Here is an 18,052-nt window from a genome sequence, read left to right on the forward strand (position 1 = left end):
ATGCGCTCCACGAATCGTGGCAACGCCATGGTAGAGACTGTCGTCGCCTTGGCCGTGCTCTCGCCGTTCCTCGGCTGCATCGCGCTGCTCGGCAAGCAGCTCGATCTGAAACATAAAAGCTTCGACGCACTTCGTTACTCGGTTTGGGAGCGCACCGTGTGGAGCGCCACCGGGAAGTCGGCAGCGGATGTGACGATTGAGGCGCTCGATCGTTCGTTTGGCGATTCCAGCACCGGCCTGGTTGCAATCGATTCGCTGCGTTCGGAAGGCGTGTCGCGAAATTCATTCTGGCGGCACTACCGTCAGTCGATGCTGACCTCACCCGTCGGAAGCGCCATCTCACTGCAATCGTCGAACGACACAGTTCCGGTCGACGCAGGGTACGTGTTAGTGCCTGGGTTGGCGCACGGAACTGGGCCGGTCGGCCTGGCTGCCAATGCGTTGCGGATGGACGATCTCAATTTGAATCGTCGCTCCTTCGCCAGCGCCACGATTGAAGCAAACATGCAACCGCTGCTCGCAGGTCGCAATTCTGCTCCACTTATCCAACGTGCAACGGGCTCTCTGCTGAGCGACACGTGGTCACCGCGGGATGAAAACGAATTCGGCCGAAGAGTGGACCGCATCACGGCCAACGAACTGATCGAAGATCTCGAGCTCCCAGGACGAGTCCTCTCGATGCAAGCGCCGAGCAAGGGCGGCCCGTTGTATGGCGAAGGTCAGTATGGATGGGATCCGCAATTGCGTCCTCGCTCCACTGCGCTGCCGGCCGCGTACGTCGTCGAGCGCGAACGCGAGTGAGCCATGCTGATCAACACCAGCCGAATGGTCGTGGTACTTCTCATCTTGTTGGTGCTGCCGGCCAATGCCGAACGCATAACGCTGCCCGATCTCGCTGCTCCGCCTCAGGGCTCGACGCAATGGATTGCTCGCAGCATGCGACTGAACGGCCTGCCGATGTCGCTCAAGGCTTTTGAGTCGCGGCTTTCGCCGGGCGCAGTCCTTGCTCACTACGAATCCGAGCTGAAGTCGTCGGGCCGTCATGAAGCGCGTCGCTCGGCGAATTCACCCTGGCAAGTGCTGATGCTTAGATCGCGCGAGCACTTCATCACAGTGCAAGCGCGTGCAGCCTCAGCAGGAAGCGAGGGAACCATCCTGGTCAGCCCCGCGCTGGATCCCGCGAAGCTCGAGCTAAGGACTGATTTCCCGCGGCCGTCGACAGTTCGCATCGTCAATCTACAGCAGTACGACGACTCAGGGATGCAGTCGGAGCACATCAGCCTGTACAGCGAGCGCGCTCCTTACATCGAAGCGCAGGCGTTCTCGCAGCTCCTGATTACCAACGGCTGGAACATTATCGACACGCGCCCGACGCGAGAGAGCCATCGCGGTTTCGTACTGGAAGCGCAGCGTCAGGCAGAGCAGGCACTGCTCGTCATCATCCCTGACGCAGTTCGCCCTGCGACTACTGCAATCGTTGTCACTTGGAAGAAGTCATGAACTGCCAGCGCGGTTGGGGCACAGCGGAGTATCTCGCGATCCTCGCCGGATTGATGGTGCTGTGGCGAGGCGCGCAGGCCGCGTTGGAGTTGCTGGCCGAGCATCACGATGAGTTCTCCTGGGCCCTGATGATTCCGTTCTGATGGTCGAATCGCTCAAGGAACGAGCAATGAAAGGTATCTGGATCACCACACTCATGCTGGGCGGCGCGCTCGCGGCTGGCGGCGGAGCGGCGTACTTCGTCAAAGGTTATATCGCCAGCGAAGTGCAAGCAGAGCGCGAGCAACTGCAAAAGCAGTATCGACTGATAAACGTCGTCGTTGCGAAGACCGACCTGTCATCCGGCTCAGTGCTTTCAAGTCAAACGGTCGCAGTTCGCGAAGTCCCCAATACATTCCTGCACGCAGATGCGGTGCGCTCGGAGCAATGGAGTGAGATTGCCGGGCGGATGCTGTCGCGCGCCGTTCGAGGCGGCGAGACGATTCTTGGTTCGCATCTTGCTCAGGGCGCAGGCGCGGGTTTCTCCGCGCAGCTTCCAGAGGGGATGCGGGCGCTGACGTTCCCGGTCGATGAAGAGGCCTCGATTGCGGGGATGCTCGCGCCGGGCGATCGCATCGATCTGCTCTTCACGACCGCGGCCGCGAACGACAGTGTCACTTTGCCATTGCTGTTCTCGGTGCCCGTTATCGCGACCGGTTTGCGAACCCAGGCCAACGAACATTCGCTGCCGGATCGACTGCAGTCAGGTCCGTTCCGAACCATCACTGTAGCTGTGAGTCCCGCGGACGCCGCCAAGATCACACTCGCGCAAGAAGCGGGAAGAATCACGGTGGCGCTTCGCCAGCCCAATGATCAGGCGATCACGCGCATCGCCCGTGTCACGAAAACGAGCTTGCTGAGAGGCGAGACGGCCGATGTTCCTGCGAAGCCACGGCTGCGCGTCCAAGTGATCCTGGGCGGAGTTTGAATCATGAGCGTCAGTCTCGTAGTTGGCGCTTGGCTCATGAGCGCGCTGATGCTCGGCACGCCGGCGACGGAAGCCCTGCAGCACGCACCGGTTGGCGTTCTCTCGGTGCCGGTCGGTCAAAGCCTGTTGATTCGCTCACCGGGCACGAAGCGGGTGTCGGCCGGCGACGGCGCGACCATCGACATCAAAGTGCTGGACGACACGCAGGAGATCCTGGTGCTCGGGCGCAAAGCGGGCACGACCGATCTTCGCATCTGGGCTCGTGACGGCTCGAGCGTGGCCTATCTCGTGCAAGTGCTCGGCATCGTCGATCCCATCGCGACACCGGCGCCGGCCCTGCAAGCCGAGACCACGATTCTCATCAGGGCGAAGCTCATCGAAGTTCGCAAGTCGGCGCTGCGCGATATCGGCGTCGATTGGGCCGACGTTGCCGCGGGTCCCGTGTTCAGCACGGACAACGGTGTGGATCTGACATCCAGCCTCGACTCGGTCATTCATCTGCTCACGAATCGCGGCGACGCTCGTTTGCTCGCCGAGCCAACGCTGACATGCATCAGTGGCGGCCAGGCGGACTTCGTTGTTGGCGGCGAAGTGCCGATCCCCGTTCAGAACCAGGACGGCGCGCTCAACGTCGTCTTCAAGCAGTTCGGCATCCTGCTCAATGTCGAGCCGCTCGCCAACGAAGCGGGGCTGATTCGCACCAAGGTCGGTGTCGAGGTTAGCAGCGTCGATAAAGCCAATTCCGTGCTCGGCATTCCCGGCTTCGCGACTCGCAAGACCAATACAGAAATGAACGTGCACTCCGGCGAGCCGATGGTCGTCGCCGGTCTGTTCAGCGCGGACGACGCGAAAACGGTCACGAAACTTCCCGGCTTCGGCGCCCTGCCGGTCATTGGCGAATTGTTCAAGTCGCGACAGTTCCGCCGCGGCGAGACGGAGCTGGTAGTGCTGGTTACGCCAGAAATCATCAGCGCCGATTCGAATGTCGTTGGCGAAGCCGTGCAACGGTTCGACCGGCTCAAGCGCGAATCGGACCAAGCACTCGAGCCACGTTTGAAAGACTAGATCACTGAAGATCGCAAGGAAGCGAGAGCGTCACATGGATGTGACCAAAGCAACCCGCCGCGCGTGGCGGCAATACGGCTCTGCAATCGTCGAAGCGACGATCGCGCTGCCGGTGCTGCTCGTCGTCATTCTGGCGCTGATTCAGTTCGGCTTCGTCTACCAGGCGAAGGCGACGCTCAATCATGCGGCCTTGCAAGCGGCGCGCGCAGGTGCTGTTTCCAATGCGACCCCCGCGGCTATTCGACACGGCCTCGCTCAGGGGCTGGCGCCGCTCAGTTCACCAGACGCTTCGCTGCAAGGCCTCGCTGAGTCGGTTGCTCGGCTCGAAAGCCAACTGCTCACTGATGCACGCATTCGCATCCTCAACCCAACGCGTGAGGCGTTCGAGGATCTCGCGGTTGACGCCGACGGTGTTCGTGAGCTGCCGAACGATCGCCTCCACGCGCGTGACACGCAGCCGGGCGCCAGCGGTGGACTCAACATTCAAGACGCGAACCTGCTGCGCGTCGAGGTTACGTATGGATACGAGCTGAAGGTTCCGCTGATCGGCGGCTTCATCTCGCGCCTGCTCGGGCTGACGCACGATAGCGATGCGTTTCATCGGCAGTTGCTGCGTCGGACTCGGTTGCCGATCACGTCGACGGCGACCGTGCGCATGCAAAGTCCGCTGCGCTTTAGCGAGCTGCTGGTTTCGCGTGCGGATCTCCCCGAGGTCGAACGATTCGCTGCTGGTGCTGGCGAACCGGGCAGTGGCGAAAGTCACAACGACGATGAAGGTGCGTCCGGGGGTACGGATAGCTCGCCGGTTTCCGCAGATGACGCAGGCAGTTCGCTCGGTGACGGGTTCTTCGGCTTCGGTCAGGGAGATGCACCGCCTCCGAGCGATGCGGACGATGACGCTGGAGATGATCAAGGCAGCGGCGGCAGTTCGGGCACTGTCAATGACCCGCCTCTTTGCACGGCTACTGAGCTTGATGCGCCGCCGGTTGCTGAAGATCAAAGTGCGCTCGGCCGCGTTTGGGATGAGCTTCGCAGTCTCGCCGCTGACGCTTATGAATTTGTCCGCGGGTTCTGGGAAGGACTGCGGGATCAGATCGGCGACCTCGTCGCTGCAATCACCGATCCGATCGAAACGGCGCGGGGCATTTATGAGCTGGCGATGTCCTTCATGGAGGACCCCGTCGGCACCGCCCAGACCATCGGCGCCGCGCTGGGTCACGACCTCAGCCAGCTCATCGAGTGCGATGCCTTCGATCGCGGCCGCGTGTTGGGCAGCTACGTCAGCCCGGCGTTCATGCTCAAGCTCGCGGCCAAGCTCGCCCGCTTCGGTCGCGCTGGACTTCATGCGGCAGCTGATGCGACCAAGCGTGAGCTCGGCTGCGCCAGCTTCGCCGCCGACACTTCAGTTTGGAGCGGCGATCGTGATGTTCCCATTCAATCGCTCTCGCCTGGCGATTGGGTGGGTGCGCGCAGCGAGCGCGACTATCTCGATCGCCCGCGGCTCGTTACTCACGCCTTCACGCGACGCGCGTCTTCTTATCACGTTGTTGAGACTGAAGCGTCGCGGTTTGCAGCTACGGAAGAGCATCCGTTGTGGGTGCAGGGCCGCGGCTGGACCGCCGTTCGCGACATCGAACTCGGCGCGCCGGTTGCCACTGCGGGTGGCGACACGCTGGTCCTCGAGAACCGCCGCGTCGACGCGTCGCTGCAGGTTTTCAATTTTACGGTCGCGGAGGATGCCAGTTACTTCGTCGGGGACGAACGCATTTGGGCGCACAACGCCACGTGCACTCTCCGCGTCCGCTATTCCATCCCTCGCAGCCCAAGCAACTTCACCATCGGCGCCACCGACGGCGGTCCCGGCGCCTGGTCCTCCATCACCCGCCCCGACACTGATGCCTATCGCTATCAAGAGTTGATCACCGGCGCACCCCGCGGCGTTGAGTACAATGTCAACGGCGTCAACTTCGACGGCTACGACGCGGACCGCGATGTGTTGTTGGATGCGAAGCACTGGACGCAGGAGTGCCCGTTGGGGGACAAGTGTCGGTATGAGCCACTGAAACGACAACTAGCGGACGGGCTAGTTACCGAGGCGCGGCGGCAGCTAGATGCGACGCGAGCTACTGCGTCCTCAATTGAATGGCGAGTTGTCGACGAAGAGATGGCTTTGCGGATCGGCTCAATTCTCGACGAGCGAATTCAGCCTGCCAGCGCTCGGCAAAGGATCACCGTGATCTACACACCCATTTCTGATGTTCAGGCCACCAGCCGATGAGTAGTGCGATGGACAAGGCCTTGATATGGACAGCAGCTGCCTATCGTCGACCGATGACGCTGCAGGAATATCAATATCAAAGCCGCGTAGTGCTAGCTGAGCTAGAAAACATTCTCCCAGAGTTCAAGCGATCCTGGATCATTGGCCAAAATGATGCACAAGCCTTACCAACCAATCTCATCGAAATGGATCATGCGATTGCGGATTCGGTTTTCGACGACGCTCATCTTTCAGACTACTTGCACCTTACTGACTCGGGCAGGCTGGGCCCGCAGTCGCTGTCCAGAATCGGCTTCTCACTAACATACGGTTTGACCGATGCGGAAGGGCAGTCGATGTTGTCGCTTGAGGAGGGCGGTGCCTATCTCGCACTTCAAGGAACATCTGCTAGCGATGAACCAACGACTTCGTCAGTCCTGGAGCTGGCAGCGCCTTTGCACAGCAGACAGCTCCGCCAAATCCTGCAGATCTTAGTAGCAAGTTGGCCGGCCAGCTTCGGTGGCGCATCCATCCCTCAGTTTCAGCAAAGCGTGCGTGGTGCCAATCGCGGCTCCTACGCCGGCCAATGGCTCTTCTACCTCCCCCTCCCTCATCTCTCGAAATGCCTCCCTCCCGACATCCGTCACGAGCCCTTCGCCAACGGCATTCTCATCGAAACAACCCCTCACATGCCCGACGCCAACAATCCAGCCGACGTCGAAGCGGGCAAGCGAGTGCGAGACGTGCTCGATGAATTCGGCTTGGTGAACGACGCGACGTATGCCATCGAGGGCTGGCCGCCGGACCAGGAGGAAACGATCTACGAGCAGTTCATCAGCGGCGCGCCGGCGGATCGCAAGTACACCGTCCATTGCATCAACTTCGACGGCTACGACCCCGACCGCAAAGTCTTGCTCTATGCCAAGCTGTTCCGACGGCTGAAGAGACACCCAAAGGAATGGGGCTTCCGCGGCTGGGACGGTCCAGTGTTGAACGAAGCGAAGCGCCAGGTGCGAGCCGCAGCGAAAGCGGGCGGCGTGCCGATTGAATGGCACATTGGCTTGGAAGAGCCCGTCCACCAAGTTCGCCAGCTATTGGCCGATCACACCAACATCACCGAGAAGCAGCTCCGCGTGATCTACACGCCACTGGAACAGGCACTGAACCGGCCGCCACCGTAACGGCACCGCGACCACGCGCCCAAAACAGGAACCAACGGCAAGGAACGCCAATGAAACCGCGAAACCGTCGACCCCACCACGCAGATCCAAGATCCGCACGCAATTGCCATTGCGTAGCCAGCATCCGTTGTCGCACAAGTTACGTCTGCGAACGAAGCAGCCGCCTGGTCAAAAGCAAGCCACCTTGCAAGCGAACTCGCGCACGAACCAAAGGCGTGCGCAGCGCGAAGTTCATCGCGGGGCCATTCGCATGACCGCCCACCTGCTCGGCAACCTCATCGGCCGCTTCCTGCTCTCGTACGCGCTCATCTGGCTAGTAATGTTTCTAATACTGTCACGCCTGAACTGGCGAGACGCGTTCAGACGAACGAATCACTGGAGCGCCCTGATCGCAACGACGACAACATTCTTGATCGGTCTGATAGCGCACGGAGCCGAGCCATGAAGCGAACACCGCTGCTCATCGCCGCCCTATGCGCAATGACCTCGATCGACGCCATCGCAGGAACCAGAGCCGGCCGTCCCATGAACATTCATCGCATTCCCGAAATGGACCTCGAGATCTGGACCGAGCACGATCCGGAGTGGGAAACCGCGCTGAAGCAGAGTACCAACTCACTCACATTCACCGCTGAAACGCCCGCACTCACTTATCCGCCGACGCACATGAGCTGGACGATCGCGCCAGTATTGAAGTTCGCGCCTCATGAGCTCGAGTCAGCCGCGCACGGAGTGCTGCATCAGATGGCGGTTCGTTATCGCACGCTTCCGCCCGAGCAAATCAGCCCTTCGCAGTACGGCGACCTCGTCGGCTACGAAGCCACCTTCCAGGCCGAAGCCCAGAACGTACCGGTCGACGTCCGGGTCTTCTGCGGTCATCGCGAAGGCAAGCCGATGGTCGTGATGCAAGTCGTGACCTTGAAGGGCAAGCTGTCGCACGTCGCCGAGCACATCCGTCGCTCCTGGACCCATCTTCGCTATCTCGATTGACGCAGCAGCCGCGAAGGAGCGCACGATGAGCACACCGCACGCCGAGTTGTCAGCGGCCCTGAAGGAACAACTGCAGCCGATGATCCTGCGTGAGCTGGATCTGTTCCGGCGCACAGCGTTGAACACACTCGCAGGTACGGACCTGCGAGCCGAAGCAAAGCAGGCCATCGAGACCATCCTTGCATCGGGCGCCATTCGTCTGCCGCCGAGCATCGAGTTCAACGGCTTCGTGCAGGAGATGGCCGCAGAGATCATGGGCTACGGCCCTATCGAACCGTACCTGCACGACGACTCGATCAGCGAAGTCATGGTGAACGGCCCGAACAGAATTTACGTCGAGCGCGACGGATTGCTGTCCGCCGTGCCCGCTCGCTTCATCAGCGCAGAATCCTTGATGCGCGTCATCGAAAGGATCGTTGCGCCACTGGGTCGTCGCATCGACGAAGGCGTGCCCATGGTCGATGGGCGATTGCCAGACGGCTCGCGCGTGAACGCGATCATTCCGCCGCTATCGCTGATTGGCCCTATCCTGACGATCCGGCGCTTCGCCGGTCAGCGCTATTCCATGGTGAAGCTGGTGGACATCGGCGCGCTCACCGCAGCGATGGCCGAGTTTCTGAAGGTCTGCGTCCAGTATCGAAAGAACATCATCGTCTCGGGTGGCACCGGAACCGGCAAGACGACCTTTCTGAACGCACTGTCGGAATACATTTCGAGTAACGAGCGCATCGTCACCATCGAAGACGCGGCCGAACTGCGGCTCGCGCAGCCGCATGTGCTGTCGCTTGAAGCCAGACCGGCGAATGTCGAAGGTCGGGGGGAAGTCACGATTCGTGATCTGGTGCGTAACGCTCTTCGCATGCGACCTGATCGCATCATCGTCGGGGAGTGCCGCGGTGGCGAAGCGCTCGACATGCTGCAGGCGATGAATACGGGCCACGATGGCTCGCTGACCACAGGACATGCCAATTCACCGCGAGATCTGCTGTCGCGCCTGGAAGTGATGGTGTTGATGGCCGGCATGGAACTGCCGGTGCGTGCGATTCGCGAGCAGATCGCCTCAGCCGTCGATGTGATCGTGCAGCTGTCCCGATTCAGCGATGGACGGCGGCGGGTCACGGCTATCGTTGCTGTCGAAGGCCTGGAAGGCGACGTGATACTCACGCAGCCATTGTTCAACTTTCGCCAAAAAGGCATCGGCGCGCACGGAGCTGTGGTCGGGAGCCATCAAGGATGCGGTCAGCCGCCGGCGTTCTACGAAGCCCTGGACGACGCCGGTGTACGCCTCGACCGAAGCATCTTTTCCGACGTTGGTTGATCGGAGCAGACGAAGCATGCAACAGCTCGCTCACACACCTTTGACACCAATCGTCTTCACGGCCGTCGCCGCGCTGCTGGTCGCAGCACTAATCCTGCGAGCTGTGCTTGGCTATCGCCGCTCCTTCATCGCCGGAATCGGCGCCAGCCTGAAGCAGAGCTTCGTGCTCACCAATCCACGTTCGTTGTTCGCGATCAGCCTGATCATGACTGTCGCCACAGGGTCGCTCGCTTATGCCATGGCAGGCCCGGTCGGCCTGGTCAGCGCCACGATCTCGAGTCTCGTCGGGCCGTGGATGATCGCAAGGCGCATCGCCACGCAACGGCGCAAGCGCTTCGTCTATCAGCTTCCGGACGCGCTACTCGCCCTTAGCTCGGCGCTACGAGCAGGCTCCAATCTCGCGCGAGGTCTGGAGCTGACGGCTGCGCGTCAACCTGTGCCTCTGAGTCAGGAATTCGGCATCGTGATCGCTGAGCATCGAGTCGGTCGGCCGTTAGCCGATTCGCTCGACGACCTGCGTCGGCGCGTCGGTGCGCCAGAGCTGGATTTAATGAACACCGCAATGAATGTTTCGCGACACGTTGGCGGCAATCTCGCCGACACGCTCGAATCCCTCGCCAGAACGCTGCAAGAGAAGGCGCACATGGAAGGCAAGATTGATGCGCTGACCTCCATGGGGCGCGCGCAGGGCTGGGTGGTTGGACTACTGCCCATCTTCATCGGCTTCGTCTTGTATCAGCAGCAACCGGCGCGCATGAGTCTGCTGTTCACGCAGTGGTATGGCTGGGTCGTGCTGTCGATCGTCGCGTCAATGATGACGTTGGCCGCGTGGCTGATTCGCAAGATCGTGCGAATCGACGTGTAGCAGCCATGAATCTCTACGTAGCAATGTCATTAGCGGGCCTGAGTTGCTGCCTGGTCTTACTGCTCCCGCTCGCCTTGCGCAGCGGCGCTGAACCATCGCCAGTTCGTGATGAAGCGTGGCGTGACCAGCTGCCGTGGTTGCTGAGACTTCTTCGGCCCGCAATGCGCTGGTACAGCGAAGCCGTCGACGTCTCGCTCACTTCGCAGCGACGTGAGGTACTTCAAGCTCAGCTCGATGCGGCTGGCGCGGCGTACATGATCAGCCCCGCGGAATTCCTCGTCATTCGCCGCATCGTCGGTGCAGCCGGCGCGGCCGTCTCCGTCGCCGTCATATTCGGATTCAGTCTGCGAGACCCGCTCCACATAACAATCGCCGCCGCCCTCGTCCCACTCTCGTTCCTTTACCCCGACCTTCGGCTACGTGAAGTCACAAAGCGCCGCCAGTCACGCTTCGAAAAGGACTTCCCCTTTTTCCTCGACGTGCTGGTTCTCGCGATGAAGGCCGGCTTGAACTTCATTGCTGCCCTGGAGCAAGCCGTCGGCGCGCTGCGTGATGGACCGGTCAAGCAAGAATTCTCCCGCTGCTTGCGTGAATCGCGCGCCGGACTTTCACGTCGGGCAGCGCTCGATCGGCTCGCCGCCCGTATCATGTTGCCGTCGGTGACGAACTTCGCCGCCGCCGTCTCGCAGGCCGAGCAGACGGGCGGTTCACTGGGTGACGTGCTGTCCGATCAAGCACGCCAACGGCGACAGGAACGATTCCTGCGCGCCGAGAAGCTGGCGAATCAAGCGCCGGTGAAGATACTGTTCCCCCTGATCGCGCTGCTGTTTCCCACGACGTTCATCATCATCGGCTTTCCGATCGTGATTCAGCTGTTGGAGGCGGGCGCGCTCGACTTGTTTTGATCGAGGAGTGCAAGGAAGCTCATGAGACCCCTGGAATTGCGCACCGCCACCGGACGGTGCATCGCGCGTCGCGTGCACATGGCTTGTTCGTTCCGCTCACGATGCACGGGCCTGCTACGTCGCCGAAGCATGCCTGAGGATGAGGGCTTGCTCTTGATGCCGGGAAGCAGCGTGCACACGCTTGGAATGCGCTTCAACATCGACGTGGTGTTTCTCAGCCGTCAGATGCGAGTACTGGCACTGGCAGAGAACGTGACGCCGTGGCGCATTGTGATCGCACCGAAGGGCACGGCCCGGGTCCTGGAGTTTGCAGCCGGCAAGATCGCAGCTACGCAACTGGCAGTCGGCATATATCTGATCGTCGACCGTCCCTCGGACGATCCCAGTGAACGGTCGACGCGAAAACTGCCGCGTGGGGGTTACCTTCAGTGCGACCGAACGTCCATTCAATTCTCGTTGCGGTTGCCGCGCCAGTGCGAGGAGCCTAGAACCCCGCGGCCTTGTCGGCCCGAACCCGTCGCTCGCGCAACGATGAAGCCGAGCGTTGAAAGTTGATGACTTCGCTCTTGCCGGCGCCATCCCCGAGAATCCTGCGCAACGTCGCCCGCACGGTCGCAGCGTCATCGTCGAAATCGCCGTGATGGAGTGAGGTCGACGCATCGATCGAGTCCACTGGCTTGTTGTTCGGCGAGATGACCAAGCTGGCATTCTCGCCTTTGAACAAGGTGGTCAGTTCGGCATCCTTGCGCAGGAACTTCTGCATGCCGAGGATGGGCACGCCCTCCCGGAACAACGGAATGCGCGGCTGGTCCTCGAAGGCGTGCGAGACCAGATAAAGCAGTGATTTGTGATAGATGCTGGCGCAGTGGTCGTCCTGCTCCATCTTGTCGGAGAGCGCGAATAGCGCGAACCGTTTGATTCGCTTTTTCTTGATGGCGGGCAGGTAGTGCTGCTTGAACAGCTCGACCGTGCAGGCCGGGGCCCAAAGCGTGACCGACTCGATGTCGATGCCAGCCTCGTTCAGTGCAGTGAGCAGCGGCGCATGGAAGATGCTGCCGGCGCTATGACCGACGAGATGGATCTTCGGCACCTGCGCGGAGGGCAGCTTGTCCATCAACCGCTTCAGATGAGCAACCACGGCGCGCGCACCGCCCTTGGTGTTCTGAGTCGCTCCCAGCGCGTTCTCTTTCATCTCATCCCAGGCCGCTTTGCCTGAAAACACGCGGGCCAGCGGCTCGAGCGCATCGTCGAGCCGGTCGAGCATGAAATCCTTGGCCGCATCGAGCGCGCCTTCCGGCCGACGACGCCGGAACGCATCGTCGAGCACGTTCTTCACCGTGGTCCAATAGTCGCTGTGCCAGATGAATGTGAAGGGATAGATGCCCGACGACAGCATGGTCGAACGGTAGTCCGCGAGCCGCTGCACCGCCGAGTTCTCGCTCACCAAACCGCCGTGCGCGTAAAGCAGGATGTGCTTGTAGCCCGCAGTCTCGATGGCCTTGGGCAGCTCGTTCTTGAACAGCTGCGCAACTTCCTCGGCCGAGGTGCCGTAGTTGCCGCCGGCCTTGAACTCGCCGTTGTTACCGAGGCTGATGATGTGAGGCCGCAGATCCGGATAGGAGTACGCCGCCGATTGGCCTGCCGAAGCAGAGTGCGCGACGGCGGTCGAGCTGCTCTTCTTCAGTTCGATCGGCGCACCGAGGCGTGCAACCCACACATCGGTGGCGTTCTGCAGCCAGTCGTCGTAGCTGATGCACGCGAAGCCTTCGTAGCCCCACTCGTCACCCCAGGAATTCTGAATCCAGAAGCCGCGCTTGTCATAGCCGACGATAGCGAACGCGTGTGCACCCAACAGCGCATCGGAGTACTCGATCAAGCCGTCTTCGCCAGGCTGACTCCAACCTTGATGCACGTTCGACGTGGCGAACAACACGCCGACCTCAGCGATCGCGGTGTGCATGGCGACCAGATCTTTGTGATTCACACGATAGTAGGCGCCGAGCGGGCGGCGCAGAGCATCGGCGGTGCGTCCGTCATTCAGTCCGGTCAACAACTGTCCCTTGTTGCTCTTAGTGGCGACTGCCGGCCACAGCGCTTCGGAGCAAACGCCATGCTTGTGCCAGCCTTTCATGGCGCCACGCGCACTCGATCCTGAATAACCTTCGCCCGGCCACTCGTCGTAACGCTTCGCCAGCTCATACAGCATGCGCGGGCTGACGGGATTGCAGTCGCTCACCACTTTGCGCGTGGTCAGCAGATAGTTCACGACGGTTGCGAGGCCATAGCCCGTGCAGGCGCCTTCGAATCCCTGATCCAGGATGGGGACGCGATGCTCTCGATAGCGCGCCAGCTCGCGCTCGGTGGGCACTTCGATCAAAGTCGGAACAAACATCTTGTCCCGGAAATCGAGCGTGTCCCGGCGGACGTCGAAGGTTCTAGCTTTCGTGCGCTTGCGGCCAGCCGCCGCACGGGTCGTGCGCTTCGCCATAGTGAGTGGACCGAAGTGTTGTTAGTTATGGAAAGAGGTCAATCCCACATTGCGCGCAGCGCTGCGGCTGCGTCAATTCGTACTTTGGTCTCAGAGGCTTTGTTACCAGGCGTTTGCGGTGTGGCCGGCCATGCTCGTTGTTCGAAACATTGCATGAGCTGATCGGTCAGGAAGCGGCTGCGCGCGCCGTAAACATGAGCATCGCCGGTGCGGCTCTGCTGAGTGATGTAGTACCTCAGCGGCGCCACCAGGTGCAGGTCATGCTTCGCACGGGTCATGGCGACGTACAACAGCCGCCGCTCTTCCTCGATCAAGTCGGGCCGGCCGGTGGCGTGTTCGTTGGGGAAATTGCCATCGGCCACATTCAATACATACACCGAGTCCCATTCCTGGCCCTTCGCCGAATGAATGGTCGAAAGGATCAAGTAGTCCTCGTCGCGCGCCGGATCGCCGGCCAGATCGCTGGTGACCTGGGGCGGATCTAGCGTGAGCTCGGTAATGAACTGTTCGCGTGACGCGTACTGGCCAGCCAGCCGTTCCAACTGCTCGATGTCGCCCATGCGCACGCGCGCAGCGTCGTAGATGCGCTCGAGTTGGGGTTCGTACCATTTCCGCAGGCGGCTGAGCTGACCGATCCATTCGCGCGCCTGGGAGAGATCGCCTACCAATTCCACCAGGCCTGCCCACTCCCGCTCCGCTGCAGAGGGCATGCGATACGAAGCCAGCGTCGGCCACGCATAGCCGCTCGCCTCAAACACCTTCAGGCAGCGATCGGCCACCGCGGGCCCGACGCCGCTCAACAATTGCAGCACACGGAAGCCGGCGATTCGGTTGCGCGGATTGTCGGCCCAGCGCAGTAGCGCCAGCACATCCTTGACGTGCGCGGCTTCCAGGAACTTCAAGCCGCCGTACTTGGTGTAAGGAATATTGCGCCGGATCAGCTCCAGCTCGAGCATGTCGCCATGATGGGAATTGCGCATCAATACCGCTTGCCGGCGTAGCGCAACGCCTTGTTCGCGTGTCGCCAGGATCTGTTCGACGATGTAGAGCGCCTGGGCCTTGTCGTCTTGAACGGATACATAAAAGGGGCGGCGCGAGGACGTGCGCCCCGAGCGCAACTCTTTCTGGTACTGCCGCGGGCTGTCGCCCATCAACATGTTGGCGGCGTCCAGGATGGGCTGGACGGAGCGATAGTTGTGCTCCAGCTTGATGATTTCCGCCGCAGGCGTGAAGCGCGCTGGGAACTGGAGGATGTTCTCGATGCTCGCCGCACGAAACGAATAAATGGCCTGCGCGTCGTCGCCGACCACGCAGACACCGGCTCCCTGCGGCTTCATGGCCGTCACGATTTCCGCCTGCAGCGTGTTCGTGTCCTGATACTCGTCGATCAAGACGTGCGAGAAGCGGGCGCCGATGGCCTGCGCGAGCTCCGACTGCTGAACGAGCAAATGCCAGTAGAGCAACAGGTCGTCGTAATCGAGCAGCTGCTGTGAATGCTTGAGCTCCACGTAGCGGCGGAACAGCTTGGCAAGATCGTCTGTCCACTCGGCGCACCAGGGAAACGCATCCTGCAGGGTTTGTGCGAGTGGGGCGCGGCTGTTCACCTTGTGCGAGTAGATCGCAAGGCAAGTGTCCTTGCGCGGAAAGCGCTTTTCTTTCTTCGAGAAGCCCAATTCCTGGCGGACCACGTCCAGCAGATCGGACGCGTCGCCTCGATCCATCACCGAGAACGACGGTTCGAGTCCGACCACGTGCGCATACTCGCGGATCAGTCGATTCCCAATGGAGTGGAACGTGCCCGACCAGAGCAGGCGCGCGGCATTGATGTGAATCGAACCGGCTCGCGGCGAGTTGGCCAATGCTTGAGTCGCGATCCGTTCCGCCCGCCGGAGCATCTCCTGGGCGGCACGACGCGTAAACGTCAGCAATAGAATGCGCTCGGGCGCCACGCCTTCGAGCAGCAGGTGCGCAACTCGATGGGCGAGCGTGTTGGTTTTGCCCGTGCCGGCGCCGGCGATGATCAACAGCGGACCCGAGCCGAATCCTTCGGCCGAGCGCGCGCCATAGAGAGCCGCCCGCCGTTGAGCGGCGTTCAGGGTGTCTCCAAAGGCGGGCGCGGAATCGGGGGCGGTGCTGGCTGCAATGCTCATCGCCGCCTATGATGGCGCAAAACTGTATATAACGACAGAGCTGCTTGCTTGCCGATGTAACGCCGTGATCGGCAGAATTTCGCTCCATGCTCCAACTCGTGCCGCATCTGGTGACACAGCACACTGCCCGCCTCTGGCTGTGTGCACGGGGCGTCGACACGGGGCAGCTGGGCTCGATCTCATTGCGAGTCAACGGGAAGGAGGTGCCGGTGAAAGACTGGGAGGCCTTCCCGCCCGCCCGCTCCAGTGACTGGCAACCCGTGGGCGCCATGCCACTGCTTTACCAGCTCATCGAGATGGGTACCTTGCACCCGGATCGCGCGTACGAAGCCAGCGCCAGTCTCGGCAACGGCGAGCCGGCGCGCGCGCGCTTCAATACCTTGCCCGAGCAGTTGGGCGAGGAAACCAAGCCGCTGCGCGTGTTGCTGTCGTCTTGTTACTTCACCGGCAACAAGCGTTCGAGGCTCGCTTCAGCGTTGTTCGCGCAGCTCGATCGCAATGGCGTGCGCCCGCATTTGAGGATCTGGGCGGGCGATCAGGTGTATCTGGACGCACCGTGGTACGAGTTCGCGATCAAAACTCACAGCGTCTCCGAGTTGGAGAAACTGCACTCCGCGACCTATGCACGCACCTGGTTTGCCGATCAGGGACTGAACACCGTCTTGCCGCAGGGAGCGAACGTGTTCTGCACCGACGATCACGAACTTTGGAACAACGCACCTCACCCGAGCATGGTCGCTCGCGATACAGGCGATCCCGGCAAGCGCAAGGCATGGCGGGCAATCGCTCGTGCGCTCGGACAAGCGTTTCAAGGCGACACAGCGAACGGTCACCGCTTCCGCGTGCCGCCGCTGGATTTCTTCGTATTGGACACCAGAGTGAATCGCACCCAGGAACGTCTGTTCTCCGACACGCAGTGGCAACAGCTTCGCGCCTGGGCCGCGGAGCCTCAGGGATTGGGTGTGCTGGTGCTGGGCCAGCCGATCTTCGAGAGCACCTCGAAACGCAGAGGCGAGCTTGGCGATTATCGTCTCGCGGACTATGAGCGTGACTACAGCGAGCTGATGGACTTGCTGGGTCGTGCAACTCGCAGTACGACGCTGCTCACCGGCGACGTGCACTTCAGCCGCGCCACGTGGTCTTCGTTTCCAGCGAGCGCAACGGCACGCAACGAACGGCGTGTTACCGAACTGATCAGTTCGCCGCTTGCATTGGTGGCCGGCGGAGGGTTGCTATCTGTACTCGGCGATTGGGTCGCTGCGCCGGCCAAGGCGAGCTTGCCGGCCCGGCATTCGTTCAGCGGCACTACCGTGCACAGCGACGAGTCGCTGCAGTCCGCCGCCGAAGGCACAATGCTGCTGGAGTTCTATCGTCGCGGACAACGCGTGTTCTGTACGGTCTCGCAGTGGCGGCTGAACGATCTCGATGCCAGTCGCCCGTCGTTTCGCCAGGAATATTTCTTAGGGATCAGCCAATGAATCTTTCCGGACTGCGCCGCTCCGATGTTGCCAGCGGCAATCCTCTGCTGAAGGAAACGCCCGCGGAGTCGGCCCCACAAGGCGCGGCGGCGAATTTCACCTGGCTGAGCTCGACCGGCTATCGCGATGGTGTGGTGCTGCTCGGCGGCACGTCCATCGTCGACTTCCGGATGAGGGTGGCGCAGTCGGAGTTGCGCCAGGATTTATTGCCGAGCTTCTGGTCCACCTGTGGCCTGCTCATCGACGGCAACGTGCTGATGACGGCCCGCGTGGACGCCATCAGCAACAGCAGCGCGCGAGTCGAGCGCAATGGCTTGGAGGCGGTGAAGCTGGATGCGGAGTCGCGCTACGGGGATTCGATGTTCTATCCAAACGTTGCGATTCTGCAGTTTACGGACGATCACGCCGCGATCAGGGAACACGTGGCGCGCATCGGGCAGGAGCGCACGATCGTCGATCTGTTGGCTCAGATCGTTGCGTGGTTGGGTTATTGCTGGGCGGTTGGCGATCGCGGCAATCCGCTGATGCACGGACATGGCATTCCGTCCGCGACGCTGCTCGAGCGGGCGCACGGCCTGGCAAATATCGATCTCAGTCCGGGGTTGCCATCAGCGTCGAGTTGTCCCGAGGCCATCTGGCAGGCGGCGCGGTGGTGGTACAAGGCGTACGACGCTGCGGAATCGTCCTCGTTCACGCCGCGGGGCGCTTATCTGATTCGCCAGTCCGCTGCCGCGGCGCTGGGCATTCGCGACGATGTACAAGGCGATCAGATCGTCGGCACGACGCGCAGCGATGAGTTGATCGAAGGTCTGCGACGGCGTGGCGACTCGGAGTCATCGAAGCCGCGCCCCACCGCCAAGCGAGGGGCGCAAGCCAAGAAGAAGTAGC

The 18,052-nt window shown here is 61.5% G+C and carries 17 protein-coding genes; 15 read left to right on the forward strand and 2 right to left on the reverse strand.

What is annotated here, in order from left to right:
• From EK373_RS04485 to EK373_RS34190, 13 genes are all read left to right on the forward strand, one after another.
• Positions 1-801: a hypothetical protein gene (locus tag EK373_RS04485; RefSeq protein ID WP_129641528.1), complete on the forward strand. Its 801-nt coding sequence runs from the start codon at positions 1-3 to the stop codon at positions 799-801.
• Between the two features lie 3 nt (positions 802-804).
• Positions 805-1,500, forward strand: a complete 696-nt coding sequence (locus EK373_RS04490; RefSeq protein WP_129641529.1) for a hypothetical protein — start codon at positions 805-807, stop codon at positions 1,498-1,500.
• Entirely contained in the window at positions 1,497-1,643 is a 147-nt protein-coding gene (locus tag EK373_RS32985; RefSeq protein WP_157994213.1) for a hypothetical protein, read from the forward strand. The genes EK373_RS04490 and EK373_RS32985 overlap by 4 nt, the downstream gene beginning before the upstream one ends.
• A 26-nt stretch (positions 1,644-1,669) precedes the next feature.
• Positions 1,670-2,467, forward strand: coding sequence for a Flp pilus assembly protein CpaB (gene cpaB / locus EK373_RS04495; RefSeq protein WP_157994214.1), 798 nt, complete (start codon positions 1,670-1,672; stop codon positions 2,465-2,467).
• A gap of 3 nt (positions 2,468-2,470) precedes the next feature.
• Positions 2,471-3,532 carry a type II and III secretion system protein family protein gene (locus EK373_RS04500; protein ID WP_129641531.1) on the forward strand — a complete coding sequence of 354 codons (1,062 nt, stop codon included), beginning with the start codon at positions 2,471-2,473 and terminating at the stop codon, positions 3,530-3,532.
• 34 nt (positions 3,533-3,566) lie between these two features.
• Positions 3,567-5,810, forward strand: coding sequence for a TadE/TadG family type IV pilus assembly protein (locus tag EK373_RS04505; RefSeq protein WP_129641532.1), 2,244 nt, complete (start codon positions 3,567-3,569; stop codon positions 5,808-5,810).
• Positions 5,811-5,818: 8 nt separating this feature from the next.
• The gene (locus EK373_RS04510; protein WP_157994215.1) at positions 5,819-6,970 is read left to right on the forward strand and encodes a hypothetical protein; all 1,152 of its coding nucleotides are present in this window, start codon (positions 5,819-5,821) and stop codon (positions 6,968-6,970) included.
• 250 nt (positions 6,971-7,220) lie between these two features.
• On the forward strand, positions 7,221-7,415 hold the full coding sequence (locus EK373_RS33310) for a hypothetical protein (RefSeq protein WP_129641534.1): 195 nt from the start codon (positions 7,221-7,223) through the stop codon (positions 7,413-7,415).
• Complete coding sequence (locus EK373_RS04520) at positions 7,412-7,960, forward strand: hypothetical protein (RefSeq protein WP_129641535.1); 549 nt, start codon at positions 7,412-7,414, stop codon at positions 7,958-7,960. The genes EK373_RS33310 and EK373_RS04520 overlap by 4 nt, the downstream gene beginning before the upstream one ends.
• A gap of 25 nt (positions 7,961-7,985) precedes the next feature.
• Positions 7,986-9,278, forward strand: a complete 1,293-nt coding sequence (locus EK373_RS04525) for a CpaF family protein (RefSeq protein ID WP_129641536.1) — start codon at positions 7,986-7,988, stop codon at positions 9,276-9,278.
• Between the two features lie 16 nt (positions 9,279-9,294).
• The gene (locus EK373_RS04530) at positions 9,295-10,143 is read left to right on the forward strand and encodes a type II secretion system F family protein (protein WP_129641537.1); all 849 of its coding nucleotides are present in this window, start codon (positions 9,295-9,297) and stop codon (positions 10,141-10,143) included.
• A 161-nt stretch (positions 10,144-10,304) separates the two neighbouring features.
• Entirely contained in the window at positions 10,305-11,048 is a 744-nt protein-coding gene (locus EK373_RS04535; RefSeq protein WP_157994216.1) for a type II secretion system F family protein, read from the forward strand.
• A gap of 78 nt (positions 11,049-11,126) precedes the next feature.
• On the forward strand, positions 11,127-11,603 hold the full coding sequence (locus EK373_RS34190) for a DUF192 domain-containing protein (RefSeq protein WP_407676187.1): 477 nt from the start codon (positions 11,127-11,129) through the stop codon (positions 11,601-11,603).
• Here the strand turns inward: EK373_RS34190 and EK373_RS04545 are convergent.
• Positions 11,533-13,536: a C1 family peptidase gene (locus EK373_RS04545; protein ID WP_129641540.1), complete on the reverse strand. Its 2,004-nt coding sequence runs from the start codon at positions 13,534-13,536 to the stop codon at positions 11,533-11,535. The genes EK373_RS34190 and EK373_RS04545 overlap by 71 nt on opposite strands.
• A 38-nt stretch (positions 13,537-13,574) precedes the next feature.
• Complete coding sequence (locus tag EK373_RS04550; RefSeq protein WP_129641541.1) at positions 13,575-15,686, reverse strand: ATP-dependent helicase; 2,112 nt, start codon at positions 15,684-15,686, stop codon at positions 13,575-13,577.
• Between the two features lie 86 nt (positions 15,687-15,772).
• Between EK373_RS04550 and EK373_RS04555 the strand changes: the two genes are divergently transcribed.
• Positions 15,773-17,164: a metallophosphoesterase family protein gene (locus tag EK373_RS04555; RefSeq protein WP_129641542.1), complete on the forward strand. Its 1,392-nt coding sequence runs from the start codon at positions 15,773-15,775 to the stop codon at positions 17,162-17,164.
• Complete coding sequence (locus EK373_RS04560; protein WP_129641543.1) at positions 17,161-18,051, forward strand: hypothetical protein; 891 nt, start codon at positions 17,161-17,163, stop codon at positions 18,049-18,051. Before EK373_RS04555 ends, EK373_RS04560 begins: the two co-directional genes overlap by 4 nt.
• Position 18,052: the final 1 nt, after the last annotated feature.

Source organism: Peristeroidobacter agariperforans (assembly GCF_004138335.1).
Lineage (GTDB): Bacteria > Pseudomonadota > Gammaproteobacteria > Steroidobacterales > Steroidobacteraceae > Steroidobacter > Steroidobacter agariperforans.

Excerpts from the sequence above, each read along its gene's own strand:
- EK373_RS04485 (WP_129641528.1), top strand. The coding sequence starts at position 1 with ATGCGCTCCACGAATCGTGGCAACGCCATGGTAGAGACTGTCGTCGCC.
- EK373_RS04490 (WP_129641529.1), top strand. The coding sequence starts at position 805 with ATGCTGATCAACACCAGCCGAATGGTCGTGGTACTTCTCATCTTGTTG.
- EK373_RS32985 (WP_157994213.1), top strand. The coding sequence starts at position 1,497 with ATGAACTGCCAGCGCGGTTGGGGCACAGCGGAGTATCTCGCGATCCTC.
- cpaB (WP_157994214.1), top strand. The coding sequence starts at position 1,670 with ATGAAAGGTATCTGGATCACCACACTCATGCTGGGCGGCGCGCTCGCG.
- EK373_RS04500 (WP_129641531.1), top strand. The coding sequence starts at position 2,471 with ATGAGCGTCAGTCTCGTAGTTGGCGCTTGGCTCATGAGCGCGCTGATG.
- EK373_RS04505 (WP_129641532.1), top strand. The coding sequence starts at position 3,567 with ATGGATGTGACCAAAGCAACCCGCCGCGCGTGGCGGCAATACGGCTCT.
- EK373_RS04510 (WP_157994215.1), top strand. The coding sequence starts at position 5,819 with ATGGACAAGGCCTTGATATGGACAGCAGCTGCCTATCGTCGACCGATG.
- EK373_RS33310 (WP_129641534.1), top strand. The coding sequence starts at position 7,221 with ATGACCGCCCACCTGCTCGGCAACCTCATCGGCCGCTTCCTGCTCTCG.
- EK373_RS04520 (WP_129641535.1), top strand. The coding sequence starts at position 7,412 with ATGAAGCGAACACCGCTGCTCATCGCCGCCCTATGCGCAATGACCTCG.
- EK373_RS04525 (WP_129641536.1), top strand. The coding sequence starts at position 7,986 with ATGAGCACACCGCACGCCGAGTTGTCAGCGGCCCTGAAGGAACAACTG.
- EK373_RS04530 (WP_129641537.1), top strand. The coding sequence starts at position 9,295 with ATGCAACAGCTCGCTCACACACCTTTGACACCAATCGTCTTCACGGCC.
- EK373_RS04535 (WP_157994216.1), top strand. The coding sequence starts at position 10,305 with ATGCGCTGGTACAGCGAAGCCGTCGACGTCTCGCTCACTTCGCAGCGA.
- EK373_RS34190 (WP_407676187.1), top strand. The coding sequence starts at position 11,127 with ATGGCTTGTTCGTTCCGCTCACGATGCACGGGCCTGCTACGTCGCCGA.
- EK373_RS04545 (WP_129641540.1), bottom strand. The coding sequence starts at position 13,536 with ATGGCGAAGCGCACGACCCGTGCGGCGGCTGGCCGCAAGCGCACGAAA.
- EK373_RS04550 (WP_129641541.1), bottom strand. The coding sequence starts at position 15,686 with ATGAGCATTGCAGCCAGCACCGCCCCCGATTCCGCGCCCGCCTTTGGA.
- EK373_RS04555 (WP_129641542.1), top strand. The coding sequence starts at position 15,773 with ATGCTCCAACTCGTGCCGCATCTGGTGACACAGCACACTGCCCGCCTC.
- EK373_RS04560 (WP_129641543.1), top strand. The coding sequence starts at position 17,161 with ATGAATCTTTCCGGACTGCGCCGCTCCGATGTTGCCAGCGGCAATCCT.